Origin of the sequence: Cohnella hashimotonis (assembly GCF_030014955.1) — a bacterium.
Lineage (GTDB): Bacteria > Bacillota > Bacilli > Paenibacillales > Paenibacillaceae > Cohnella > Cohnella hashimotonis.
Window position 1 is genome coordinate 7282445 of sequence record NZ_JAGRPV010000001.1, and the last position, 13953, is coordinate 7296397.

The 13953-nt window shown below is 59.9% G+C and carries 7 protein-coding genes; 4 read left to right on the plus strand and 3 right to left on the minus strand.

Features of this window, described 5'->3' with window-relative positions; all coding sequences use genetic code 11:
* Positions 1–62: 62 nt before the first annotated feature.
* Positions 63–5495, plus strand: coding sequence for a DUF5722 domain-containing protein (locus tag KB449_RS29055; protein ID WP_282911689.1), 5433 nt, complete (start codon positions 63–65; stop codon positions 5493–5495).
* 157 nt (positions 5496–5652) lie between these two features.
* Complete coding sequence (gene trpB / locus KB449_RS29060; protein WP_282911690.1) at positions 5653–6816, plus strand: tryptophan synthase subunit beta; 1164 nt, start codon at positions 5653–5655, stop codon at positions 6814–6816.
* A 565-nt stretch (positions 6817–7381) separates the two neighbouring features.
* Here trpB and KB449_RS29065 read toward each other — a convergent pair.
* Positions 7382–8206, minus strand: coding sequence for a sugar phosphate isomerase/epimerase family protein (locus tag KB449_RS29065; protein WP_282911691.1), 825 nt, complete (start codon positions 8204–8206; stop codon positions 7382–7384).
* A gap of 182 nt (positions 8207–8388) precedes the next feature.
* Here KB449_RS29065 and KB449_RS29070 point away from each other — a divergent pair, with 182 nt between their 5' ends.
* A complete protein-coding gene (locus KB449_RS29070; RefSeq protein ID WP_282911692.1) occupies positions 8389–9270 on the plus strand; it encodes an AraC family transcriptional regulator in 882 nt (293 codons plus the stop codon).
* Positions 9271–9285: 15 nt separating this feature from the next.
* Here KB449_RS29070 and KB449_RS29075 read toward each other — a convergent pair whose 3' ends face one another.
* A complete protein-coding gene (locus KB449_RS29075) occupies positions 9286–11040 on the minus strand; it encodes a methyl-accepting chemotaxis protein (RefSeq protein WP_282911693.1) in 1755 nt (584 codons plus the stop codon).
* A 539-nt stretch (positions 11041–11579) separates the two neighbouring features.
* Between KB449_RS29075 and KB449_RS36730 the strand changes: the two genes are divergently transcribed.
* Positions 11580–11798 carry an ATP-binding protein gene (locus tag KB449_RS36730; protein ID WP_282911694.1) on the plus strand — a complete coding sequence of 73 codons (219 nt, stop codon included), beginning with the start codon at positions 11580–11582 and terminating at the stop codon, positions 11796–11798.
* A gap of 777 nt (positions 11799–12575) precedes the next feature.
* Here KB449_RS36730 and chrA read toward each other — a convergent pair.
* Positions 12576–13802, minus strand: a complete 1227-nt coding sequence (gene chrA / locus KB449_RS29085; protein WP_282911695.1) for a chromate efflux transporter — start codon at positions 13800–13802, stop codon at positions 12576–12578.
* Between the last annotated feature and the right edge of the window lie 151 nt (positions 13803–13953).

Sequence of the window (13953 nt, forward strand, 5' to 3'; positions counted from 1 at the left end):
GGACTATAGCAAGGTCTTGAAGTGGCGGGACTGCTTGTACCAATTCGAAAGGTGTGATGAAGATGAGGAAAAGAAGAAGCTTAATCTCGACGCTGCTCGTATTGTCCATGGCCGTACAACTGCTCCTACCGTCCGGGCGGACGTCCGCGGGCGCTTACGACCCGACGCTCGCGCCTGTCCGCGCCACGACGGGCGACGCCATCTATGCGCAGCAGGTCATCAACGATTTCAACACGGCGGAGCAGGCTGCGCAATGGCAAGCCGGATCGAACGTACAGCAGGCCAACTATGCGACGACCCTTCTGAACACGCCGGGGCTGCCTTATGAGGGTGCCGGCGTGCTGGAGGTTGTACCGCAGCAAGTCAAGGCTTACGAATGGCGGACGATCTACCGGACCTTCGACGTCCCCCTCGACCTTTCGGCGACCAATTTTATGGCGGTGGCGGCGAATATTTGGGGATGGAAGCAGGACGACTACTTTTTGCGAATCAAATTGACGAGCGGCACCGACACCTATGAGGCCGTGGCGACCATCGGACTCAAATGGAATATCGTCTACTTCGATATTCATGAGTGGGCCGCGAGGAGCAGCATCGACCGGATCGAATTTTCCTATATGAAAAATTACGATCTGGCCGGCATGTCGCCGGGAGAACCCGGCTACGACTACTGGGACGGCAGGCTTCAACTGGACTACCTGAGCGCCTCCCAGGCGGCCAATCTGGATTTCGACATCACGGGTGTGACGGAAGGCTTCACGGTCCGGGGCGGCACGTTGACGTCGGGCCAGCATGCGCTGCAGTATACGTTGACCGATCCGTCCGATACGTATATCGAATCCCCTGCGCTGAAGCTGGACGCAGCCAAGCGCAATGTCGTGAAGCTGAGAATGAAAAACGACACGGGAGCTGATAAGATGCGGATCTCCTGGATTACCGAGCAGGATCAAAGCTGGGACGAGTCCAAATCGATGCTGTTCGATTGGTCGAATTCGACCGACTACGCCGACTACACCTTCGGGATATCCAGCGCCGCCTGGCAGGGCACAATCGATCGCCTCCGCTTCTCTCCCGCGATCGCCGCAGGCGCCGGTTCGACGCTGGATATCGACAAAATCGAATTCTCGCTGCAAACTTTGGATGCATACGATTATCAAGGTCGAATTGAAAGCGCTTTAATAAAAAACGACAAAGAGACAGTAGCCTTCAACGGCAGCGTGAAGTCCGAATCCCTCGCCGCTCATCCGTCCGCGGAGGTCCAGGTGTTCGAGCTGCCGCTGTATGCCGACGAAAAAACCGTTGATTACAGCGAGCTGACGGCACTCGATACACAAGCCGCGGAGACCGCATTCCAGCTTGCTTTTCAAGCGGTCGAAGACGGAGTCTCCCGCCTGTTCTCCAAATTCGCGGTCGTGCTGCGCGATGGCGGTACCTACCTCCTAGTCGATACGCCCAAATATATAACGAACCCGGAAATGCTGGCGGAGCATACCTACCCATACACGGCTACCGCGAGTATCAAAGGGCAGGATGTCTTGCTGCTGACCGACGCCGAACGCCAGGGCGCGCAGCACGCCGCGATCAACATTCCGTACAACCAACTTTTGACGTTGAGCGATCATGGCACGGACACGCTGCCGTACGCATTCGAGGGCAAAACGTACTATTTCCGCAAATCGGCGGTGGATCTTTACGATGCCAACATCAAGTCGATGACGGAAAACGGCATGGCCGTCACTGCGATCCTGCTCGTGATGCGCACGAACATGGACGACCCGGACTCTCCCAATCGGGACATCGTTCACCCCGACAGTACGCCGGACGGCACCGTATTCGCTCCGAACTTGACGAACGAAACCGGTGTCGATTATTACAAGGCGATCACGAGCTTCCTCGCGGAGCGGTATTCGCGCGAGGACCGGGCCTACGGCAGACTAATGGGCTTTATCGTCGGCAATGAAGTGGGCAACAACCAGGTATGGAACAACATGGGGCCGCGGCTTTTGGACGATTACGTCCGACAATACGAGCGCACGCTGCGACTGACCTACAATATCGTGAAAAGCAAGTCGGCCAATGCCCGGGTGTATGTATCGCTGGACCACTTCTGGAACGATGGGCATATGCCGGATTCGCTGTGGGGATACAGTAACAAGACGCTCGTAGACACACTGGGCCAGGTAGCGAAAGATGGCGGAGATTACGGTTGGAACGTCGCCTTCCACCCATATCCCGAAGACCTGTTCAATCCGCGCACATGGGCGGACGCCACCGCGACCGACACCTTCGATACTTACCGGATCACATTCCGTAATCTGCAGGTGCTGACCGGTTACTTGCAACGTCCGCAGCTTCAATATCAGGGCGGCCAGCGCCGCGTGATCTTGTCGGAGCAAGGCTTCCACAGCGGGACGAACAGCATGGAGGATCAGCGGGTGCAGGCCGCCGCATTCGCCTATGCGTATTACAAGGTCAAGTCGCTCCCGCAGATCGACGCCTTCATTCTGTCCCGCCATGTCGACCACGCGGGTGAGGGCGGGTTGAACCTGGGGATGTGGACCAATCTGCCGGGATCGCTTAACTCGCCGGGGACGGAGAAGCTGATCTATGACGTGTTCAGGCAGATCGATACGGATGAGTCGCTGTCTGCGACTGAATTCGCTAAGAGCATCATCGGCGTGGACGATTGGAGCGAGATCATTCCGGGATTCGATCCGCAGTTGCTGGAATCACGGCCAGTCAGGGCCGAAGCTCCCGCGGGACAGGTCTCGAGGACGACCGGCGCCGTGACGCTCGATGGGCTGGACGACGACTGGAATGGCTGGCAGGACACCGACAATGTTGCGGATCTGACGTTGGATACGACAGACAAAGCAGCGGGAGCGGCCAGTCTGCGCACAGCCGTCGTCGCCTCGCCTTTAAAGGACTTTAAAGGGGTGGCCCGGCAATGGGACGCCCCCCTCGACTTGACGGACACGCCGATCGTCAAGACCTTCGTCAAAGCCGAAGGCATCGTCGCCGGAGAACGGGCGGCGTTCATGATCCGCGCTTACAGCGGAGATAAAGTCGTTGAAGGCGCCGTGACGGGGGCGGCGGACACCTGGAATGAGGTTGGGCTGGACCTGGGCGGCTGGGACGGCGCTGACAGCGTCGATCGGATCAAGATCTGGGCGCGGCCCGAGCGTGCCGTCGCCTGGACGAGCGGTGCGCTCCTGGTCGACGAATTGTCCGTCGCGGCTGACGCCGACCTGTCGAACCTGACAGTCTCGCTGGATCGCGGAGACTCGCTTCAGGTCGGCGATAAGCTGACGATCCATATACAGAACAAAGGCAATCGGATGTATGCCGGCACGATCGGCATCGCCGGGATACACGGCGTCGAGCTGGACAAGACAGGCAGCCCGGTATCTCTCGCCTACGGCGAGCGGGCGGACATCGAGACGACGATCACGGGTCTTGCGATCGAGAACTACGAGCGCGGCATGCTGAAACTGACGTTAAACGGCACCGTGTACACGTATGAGCTGACAGAGGTAAACCTGCCGGATTACGTCGAAGCCGACGGCTTGAGGGTGCTGGGAGACTTCGAGAACGGCCGGACGGATGGCTGGACCGCCGGCAGCCAGACCGCTTATGTGCAGTCGGTACAGACCGATTCTACGCATCACGCTTTTCCCGCGGCGGCGAACCATGGTCTCTACATGCTGGAGAGCGCCAAGTCGCCCGAGGCGGCAACCAGCGAGAGCAAGGTCGTCAAGACGTTCTCGCAGCCCGTAGACTTCAGCGGCTACGATACCGTCCGATATGAATTATACGGCTGGGGCGGGACCTCTTCCCGTTACCTGACCCGGATCAAGCTGACGGCCGCGGACGGCACGTCCTTTGCGTCCGAGCAGGAGACGAGCCTGGAGAGCGAGTGGACACACGTCGCCGCGGATATCTCGTCGTTCGCCGGCCGCAACCAAGTGCAGAGCATCGAGATCTCGTATCGGGGCAAGGATCTGGCCTACTATGCCGGTCCTTGGGCGGGATTCTTCTACATCGACTATGTCAGGGCTGAACCGGCTGAATCAAACCCGACTCCGGAGCCGAGCACTTCGCCTGAGCCGACCGCGACGCCTGAGCCAAGCGCGTCGCCTGAGCCGAGCACATCGCCCGAGCCGAGTACGTCGCCTGAGCCAAGTACGTCGCCTGAACCGAGTACGTCACCAGAGCCGAGCACATCGCCTGAGCCAAGTACGTCACCAGAGCCGAGCGCATCGCCCGAGCCGAGTACGTCCCCCGGACCTATCGTTTCAAGCGCAAAGTCGCCTGTGGAAGCCCATGCCGGTCAAGTGTCGATCCCTTTAAAGCTGGATAAGACCTCAGGCAATCTAGCCGTCGATCTGGCATCCGGCTTGCTAGATCAGGCTTTTGCCGCCGAACTTGCCAACGACAGCGGCATAAAGACGGTAACGGTGGACATTCCGGCAGTGGAGGGCGCCGCCTCCTATTCGCTCGATTTCGATACGGCTTATTTAACCCACGGAACGGCCGACAACATCGTGACCGTGAAAACCGGGCTCGGGATGATATCGATTCCCGGCAATATGCTGGAGAAACTCGGCTACGGGGAATCCGGCAAAGTATCGCTGCGAATTGAAAAAGGGAACCCATCCGCATTAGGCAAAGAGGCGCTGGAACTTGTCGGCGACAGGACGATCCTTGAGATCAGCCTGCTGGCAGACGGAAAGAAGCTGGACTGGAACAACCCCGAGGTCAAGGTAAAAGTGTCCATTCCCTACACGCCGACGGAAGCAGAGCGCACAGCGCCGGAGCATATCATCATCGTCTACCTGGATGAGGAAGGCCGCATCCATCCGATCCCGAGCGGACGGTATGACGGCAGCTTGGGATCGGTTGTTTTTACGACTACACATTTCTCGCAGTATGCCCCTGCGTTCGTCGTTAAGCGGTTTATCGATCTGGAACGCTATCCTTGGGCTAAAGCCGGCATTGAAGCGCTCGCCTCTAAAGGCGCGCTGCAAGGTGTCTCGGCAGACCGGTTCGCGCCGCAGCAAGCGATCACCCGCGCGGAATACGCCGTCATGCTCGTGAACACGCTCGGACTGGCCGCGCAGCCGGCAGTCCGCTTCGATGACGTCCAGTCTTCGGACGATTATGATCAGGCGTTGGGCGTCTGCAGAGCATTGGGCATCGTGAAGGGGAACGGCAACAATCGCTTTACCCCGACGGCAATACTGTCGAGGCAAGAAATGATGGCTATGACGGAGCGGGCATTGGCGGCGCTCGGCCGATCGAGTGCCGCCTCGAATGAAGGCTTGAGCCGGTTTAAAGATGCGGATCGTATCGGGAAGTCGTTCCGGAGCAGCATTGCAAACCTTGCCGCCGCCGGGCTGGTGGAGGGCTCGGGCATCAGGATCGATCCTGATGCCCAGGCGATTCGAGCGGAAGCCGCCGTACTGCTGTATCGCGCCTATCAACGGGCAGCGTAATCCCAGCCAAGCAGTCCCTTCTTTCGGCGACCTGAGGTTCTGACGCAGCGGTAGTATAGCTTGTGCTTGTCTCCGCCATTTTGAGGCTTCTGCCCGCGATTTTTATGTGATACGCTTGTATAGAAAAGCGAGAAATCTTACCATTGGAGGCGCTTGCATGAGCCAAGAGACGCTGCAGGAAGGATACTTCGGGGAGTTCGGAGGCAGCTTCGTGCCGCCGGAATTACAGGAAGTGCTGAGCTATCTCAGCGAGCAATTTTACAAGTTCCGGGACGATCCGGCATTCAACGAGGAGCTGCAGTATTACCTGAAGGAGTACGTCGGACGGGAGAGCCCGCTGACCTACGCGGAGCGTCTGACCGATGCCTGGGGCGGCGCCAAGATCTATCTCAAGCGCGAGGACCTGAACCATACGGGCGCGCATAAGATCAACAACGCCATCGGCCAGATTCTGCTCGCCAAGCGGATGGGCGCGAAGCGCATCATCGCGGAGACGGGCGCCGGACAGCACGGCGTCGCGACGGCGACGGCCTGCGCGATGTTCAATATGGACTGCGTCATCTACATGGGGGCCGAGGATACGCGGCGTCAGGCGCTGAACGTGTTCCGCATGGAGCTGCTCGGCGCGAAGGTTATCCCTGTCGACAAGGGGCAGGGCCGGCTGAAGGACGCGGTCGACGAGGCGCTGGGCGATCTGGTGCAGAACTATAAGAATACGTTCTATCTGCTGGGCTCGGCCGTCGGGCCGCATCCGTTCCCGAAAATGGTCAAGCATTTCCAGGCGATCATCAGCGAGGAGTCCAAGCGGCAGATTCTGGAGAAGGAAGGCCGGCTGCCGGATGCCGTCATCGCCTGCGCGGGCGGCGGCAGCAACGCGATCGGTGCGTTTGCGCACTACATCGACGAGCCGGGCGTGCGCCTGATCGGGGTCGAGCCGGACCAGGCGCCTACGCTGACCGAGGGCGTGCCGGGCATCATCCACGGCTTCAAGTGCCTGGTGCTGCTGGACGAGGCAGGCGAGCCGCGCAAAACCTACTCGATCGCCGCCGGGCTCGATTATCCGGGCATCGGGCCGGAGCACAGCCATCTGAAGGTGTCCGGCCGCGCGGAATACGTGACGGTCACCAACGACGAGGTGCTGGCGGCGTTCCAGGAGCTGTCGCGCACGGAGGGCATCGTGCCCGCGCTGGAAAGCGCGCATGCGGTCGCTCACGCCAAGAAGCTGGCGCCGACGCTGACGCGGGACCACATCCTCATCGTCAACCTGTCCGGCCGCGGCGACAAGGACGTCGAGCAAGTGTTCCATATGCTGAAAAAGTAAGCTGACGACGCCCGCGAGCGCCAAGAAGCCGTCCCCGAGTCATGTTCGCTGACTGAGGGACGGCTTCCTTGTATTTGTTGTGCCGTTGCGCGGAGCATTGTCGCTATGGAAGTGCGCCGTTTGCGCATTTGTGGGCCGGGCATCGATCAACCACTGCTCTACAGAAGTTAATGTACCTGGCACCATCTTTGAACGACTCGGAGGCGGCGTTAGTGCCTTTATGCGCTTATCGGCGCCACCTTGAACGACTCGGAGGCGGCGTTAGTGCCTTTATGCGCTTATCGGCGCCACCTTGAACGACTCGGAGGCGGCGTTAGTGCCTTTATGCGCTTATCGGCACCACCTTGAGCGACTCGGAGGCGGCGTTAGTGCCTTTATGCGCTTATCGGCACCACCTTGAGCGACTCGGAGGCGGCGTTAGTGCCCTTATGCGCTTTATTGGCATAGCGTTACACGTTTTTTCCGTGCAACGACGCCTCGGGAAGGCTATCTTAAGGCTTTTAAGGCCTGCCAGACGTCCCCGTCATGCCCCGCTGCGCCGTGCGCAGGCCCCACTCGCCGCCTTTCAAGCCTCCTGCAGCCACTGCTTCAGATCGCCCGTCGTGCGCAGGATGTCCTGCCGCTGCGCTTCGCCCGAGATCTCGCGCTCGATGATGTACTCGCCTGCGAAGCCGATCTCCTTCAGCTTGCGCACGAACGCGGGGAAGTTCACCTTGCCCGTGCCCGCGCGGACTTCCTCGCCCAGGTCGTCGCCGTTCGTCGGGTACAGCCCGTCCTTCACGTGGATGTTGCGCACGTATGGGCCGATCGTGTCGAGTGCGTCGATCGGATTGCCCTTGCCGTACAAGATGAGGTTGGCCGGGTCGAGGTTGATGCCGAGGTTGGACGTGCCGACCCGCTGGATCGTGCGCAGCAGTACGACCGGCGTCTCCTGCCCCGTCTCGAACCAGAAGCCGATCCCCTTGCTCTCGCAGTACGCGGCGACCTCGCGAACGGCTTCGACGACCGCCGGGTACGCGGGATCCGTCATATTTTCCGGGATAAATCCCACATGCGTGATGATCGCGGGTGCGCCGATCCATGACGCGAAGTCCGCCCAACCCTTCAGCGCCTTCACCCGCTCCTCGCGGTAAGCTTCGGGCACGAGGCCCAGCGTAAGCGGACCCTGCGTGAAGTTCCACTCCGCCGGTCCCGGCACGCCCGCCCATACCGCGCAGATGCGAACGCCCGCCTCGCCTGCTTCCTTGACGACCCGCTCGGCCACTTCCCGCGTACAGTAATCCATGTTCCACGAATTCAATTGGCATACGTTAAATCCGTAATCGCTGACGACCTTAAACATATTGTCCTGCGTGCTCGTATCGATAGTATGAATAACGCCGATATCCAAGTCCAATACCCTCCTCGTGTCCCCAAGACGGGGCCGACGCCCGCCATTGGCTATGTAAGCTAGCTAGCCTCATCATAGCCCCTTTCGCTGCGGCATGATTTAGAAAATTTGTCGGTAATTTTATACTTCCTTTTGCATAATCGAACGGAAAGTTTATACTTTAAGGCGGAGGGGACAAACGGATGGATTTTATCAAGCATCGGCTGCGCGAACAGCTGGTCGTGAATGACATTTACACCTGCTATTACTTCGAGCAGTCCAATCGCGAGCAGTATGTCGCGGAGAGTCATGATTTCTGGGAGATCGTCTACGTGGACAAGGGCGAGGTTAACGCGAATACGGGATCGGGGTATTATCGGCTGAACCAAGGCAACATTCTCGTGCACAGTCCGAACGAATTCCATCAACTGGAGAGCACTGGCAGCAAGGCGCCCAATCTGTTTATCGTCACCTTCCGCTGCGACAACGAAGCCATGGCCTTTTTCGAAGAAAACAAGCTGTTCCGCATCGGACAAGCCGAGCATGCGGCGCTCGCGAGACTGATGAAGGAGGGACTGGATGCCTTTGGCCTGAACCAGTACCCGATCGTCCCCCGGCCGGAAGCCGCGTTCGCCGCGGAGCAGCTGTTCAAACTCTATCTGGAGCAGCTGCTGATCCTCATCATCCGCAATGCGCGGCCTGCCAGGCAGCAGGAGGAGCAGCTCATGTCCACCACCGCCGAGAATCAGAGCGCGCACATGGGCAAGCGCATCATCGCTTTTCTCGAGCAGAATCTGTCCGGCAAAATTACGCTGGACGGTCTGTCCGCACAGTTCAACATGAGCCGCACGCAGCTGAACATCCTGTTCAAGCGCACGGTCGGCACGGGCATCATCGCGTATCTCAACCGGCTGAGGATCGAACGCGCCAAAAGCTATATTCGCGAGGAAGTCTATAACTTAACCGAGATCTCGAACCTGCTCGGGTACAGCAGCGTCCATTACTTTTCGCGTCACTTCAAGCAATCCGTCGGCATGACGCCTTCCGAATACGCCAGGACCATTAAAGCGAGAAACGAACGCTGAGCGGCACGAGCCGCATCAGAGCTTGAACTTGGCGACCGCTTCTTCCAATACGACGCCCCGCCGCTTAAGATGCTCCGTCGTATCGGCGATCCGTCTCGCCGCCTCGAGCTGATCGCCCGACATCCGCTGTATGGAGATTGTGCTGTCCGCGCTGACCGCCGATATCTGCGACATCTGCTCGACCGACGCGGCGACCTCCTCGGAGCCGGCAAGCACCTGCTCCGCTGCAGCCGAGATCTCCTGGATATGGCCGTTCACGAATACGAACCGGTCTACCGTATCGTCGAATAGCGACGCCACTTCGCCGGACAGCTCCACGCCCTTCGCCATCTCCTGCGCTTCCTCCGCCATCCGCTCCCCGATCTGCGCCGACTCGCGGCGGATCTGCTCGAGCAGCGAGGTCACCTGTGTCGCGGACATCGCGGCCGCCTCCGCAAGCTTGCGGATCTCGCCGGCCACGACGCCGAACCCGGCCCCATGCTCTCCCGCCCGCACCGCCTCGATCGACGCATTCAGCGCGAGAATCTTGGTCCGATCCGCATTGCTCACGATCGACTGGAGGACCGGCTTGATTTCCTGCATGTATTCGTTCAGCACCTGAACCGAGCCCGTCGTCTGCTCGGCGACGCCGGACATTGAGCCGACCTGTTCCTTGAGCCAGCGGATGGCGCTTCTGCCGTGCTCCGCCGTCGCCAGGGCGTCCGTGGAAGCCGCGGCGACGCTCGCCGACGCTTCGGCGACGCGCTGGATGGCCAGCGAAATCTCCTCCATCGACTTCGCGCTCTCCTCCGCCCCCGTGCGTTGATGTCTCGCACCGTCGGCCAACTGCGCGATCGATTGCTCAAGCTCCACGTTTAACGTAACCACACGATTGGCTTCGGCACCGAATTGGTCGGTCGAACGCACGAGTTCCTCCGTCGTCGCCGTCACGTCGCGCAGCACGCTGCCGAGCGTGACGCCCAGTCTCTCGGCCATTTTCGCCATCGCTGCGTACGCTTGCCCGATCTCGTCCCTCGACCGCACGCGCCGGGCGCCAAGCTGCCGCTGCGCCTCCGCCAGATCGCCGACGGCCATCGCCTCCGCTCCGCGCACGATCGTGCCGAGCGGCCGAAGCGCCCGGGACATGAACCAGGCAATTAGCAAAAAGACGACCAGCGTAAGCGCACCCATCAGGATGAAGACAGACGTGCTCTTGTCCAGAACCTGGCGATAAATCGAATTGGACACGGATACGTCCGTGTCGATGCCGATGGCTCCGATTACCTGGCCCGACGAACCCCGCAGCGGCGCGTAAGCCGAGATATAATCGCCATACGTGGGGTTATGAAGAATGCCGGTCTTGGCCGTATGGCCCGCCAGCACATTGTCGATCGCTTCCTTCGGCATGTCGGTGACCTCGCCGATCGGAGACGCCGTCTCTTCGTCCTTGGGCTGGCCGTCGATTAGAATGACCGGCTGTCCCAGCTCGTCGATTTTTACCGTGTACACATACAGCGCGCCGATTTTCAGCCTGTAGCTGTTCAGCGCTTCGCGCAGACGCCAGTAAAGATCGTTCTCCTGCGCATCCTTGATATAAGTCTCGTAGGAGGCCATATCGAATTGCCCCGCATACGCCTCGGCGACGTGCATGCCGAAGCTGCCGATCGCTTCCTCGCTGGCTTGCTTGGTGTTCCGTACTTGCAAATAGATCAACGCGGAAGACAACAGGACGAGGATCGTCAATATCATGACCGACAGCTTGAATACGAGGCGGCTCCTAAATCTAAACATGCGGATCCATGCTCCTTCATGTGGTTTGCGACAAGTTTCCCCATTTTTCTTGAGGGCTCGACATTATCAATTCGATTATTGCTGCGACTTATCCTTCTTAAAAGAAGGCGCTTACGGCTAAATAAAGACTTAACGCGGCGAGCGCGCAGAAAACGATCAATAGTTGCCGATTGCTCCGAAGCCGGGAGCCCCACGCGCCAAAGAAAATGGCCGCGGCCAGCTTGGCCCAGCCGTCGTATAGCGATTCGTCCGCGAAAAACGAGCTGCTAAAAAAAATCGATGCAAGCAAGGCCGCCGGAGCCAAGATTCTAAACCATAGCGGTTGTCTGAGATAAAAACGGTAAATAAACTTCAGCCTTCGCATGATGTCGCTTGCCCCTTTCTCATAAAACCTTACTAATAGCATATCGGCGCCTTGCCGCCGCGAATGAACGGCAAGAGCCAAAGGTGCGCCGGCGTACAAAAAAGATTCGGGACTTTAGCAGCCAGGGAGGAAACTTCGTCCGTCTCCGATCCCCCTCAACAAGCTGCTTGACCAGTTGCTCGACATCGCACACCCTGAAGGCGACGCGTTCGAGCTGCATCCCGCGCCGTACAACCTGTCTGAGCTGATGCGGAAGCTTGCGGCCGAGTACATGCTGTTCCTCGACGGCAAAAGCTTCGACATGAAGGCGGACATTCCCGACGATGACGTCGTCACCGTAATCGTTGCCCGGCTCGTCGAGCGTGCGCTGCGCAACTTGCCGGATAGTGCTTGAGGTACGGAGTAGAAGGACCTTTCGTGTGGATCGGACTCGCTGAGGAAGATGCGGGGGTGCGAATTACCGTCGCCGACCTGGACGGCGGGATTGCGTCAGAGGAATCGCGAGCGCGCCTTCAACCGATTCTAACGCGCCGAGGGCGGGCGGAAGTGCGACGGTCTCGGCATCGGACTATCGGTAGTGAGAGAAATTGCCGAGTCGCACGCCGGGCAGTGCGCGTCTGCTCTGCGAGAGGGAGAGACGGTTTTCGGGATCAGACTGCCGGAGCACGACAGCGCATAGCCTCCCGCCTGCAGCGCGCTTCTTTTTTGCTCGGGACCCGATTTAATGGTCAGAAGGCAGTTAATCCGTTGCCGGAGAGGGTACCCGGTACGAATAGTTGTTGAAAAGCATTTAATATGGTCGCCGGGGGTTCCCGGGAGCAAATTTTCCGGAAAATAGCTGCCTTCCAGCAACTATCGGACGGCAACACGCAGTTCCGCCTAAAATAGCTGCCTTTTAGCAACTGTGGGTCGCCGGCTGTAAATCCGCCACGCTATCGCTCCGTTAATCGCCGATCGTAACCGCCATTTGTCGCGAACAACCGCCCCGCCTCCCCACCGCCAATCGCCAACACCAATCATAATCGCCCATTTGCCGCGTACAACCGCTGCCCACCGCCAACCTCCAATCGCGCATTTATCAACAGCCAATTTGCCGCGCCCACCAACCATTTAACGCATTGCATTTGAGGTTCGGGCGGGCCAACCGCCCGGAACTTGGCGTTCGCCTGCGTTAAACGGGCAGCAGCCCCAGCAGCATGCCGCCTGCGGCGCCGGCCAGAACGACAGCCCACGGCGGCAGCTTCCAATAGGCCAGCAACAGGAACAGAAGGAGCGCCAGCGCGGCGTCCGCAGGCCTCGCCACGGCCGTCGTCCACAGCGGGTCGTACAGCGCCGCCAGCAGGATGCCGACGACTGCCGCGTTGATCCCCGCTAACGCGCCGCGAATGCTTGGACTGCCCCGCAGCGCGTTCCAGAACGGCAGCGCGCCGACGACGAGCAGAAAGGCGGGCAGGAAGATGCCGACTATGGCGATCGCCGCGCCTGCGATGCCACCCGCCATCGTCCCCAGGTAGGCGGCAAAAGTAAACAGCGGCCCGGGCACCGCCTGCGCCGCGCCGTAGCCTGCCGAAAAGTCGGCCAGGCTCACCCAGCCCGCAGGCACGACGACGCGCTCAAGCAGCGGGAGCACGACATGCCCGCCGCCGAAAACCAACGCGCCCGACCGGTAGAAGCCGTCGAACATCGCCAGCCAGCGGGCGGCATCGCCGAAGCTTCGGAGCAGCGGCAGGCCCGCCAACAGAATCGCGAAAAGCGCGAGGCAGACGACGGCGCCGATGCGTCCGACCGGGACGCGCAGGCCGGGCGCCTCCTCCCGCGCCCCTTCCTGGCGATAAATCCGCCATCCGACAAGCCCCGCCGCAACGATAACAAGCGCCTGGGTATAGACAGACTGCCATAGCAAGACGCCGGCTGCCGCCAGAACCGCGACCGTCGCTCGGCCCCGGTCCGGCGCGAGCTGCCGCTTCATCCCCGTCACCGCTTGGGCCACGATCGCGACCGCGACGAGCTGGAGTCCGTGAATCCATCCCGCGCTTCCGATGTCGTACCCCCGGACGAAATAGGCAAACAAGACGAGCGCGACAACGGATGGGAGGGTAAAACCCAGCCAAGCTGCGAGGCCCCCTAGCAGGCCCGCGCGCGAGACGCCGATGCCGATGCCGACCTGGCTGCTGGCCGGACCCGGCAGAAGCTGGCACAGCGCCACGAGATCGGCATAGCTCCGCTCGTCCATCCATTTTCTCCGACGCACGTATTCATCGTGAAAGTAACCTAAATGGGCGATCGGTCCTCCGAAGGAGGTCAGGCCCAGCTTTGTCGATACGGCCAGCACTTCCAGCAGCGCGCCGAGCCTCCCTTTTCCATGCGTACGACTGTCCTCTTGGCGATTCGGTATCATGACGTCTTTGGCTCCTTGCAGCGATTTACATTTACTTTTAGTTATAACACGCGATTGTTGTCCCTGTGTTGCCTTCCCGATCTCCCAATCAAAACGATAGAAATCCAATCGCCGTCTCATGGATGCGCTTACCCTCGACCCTTTATGATGG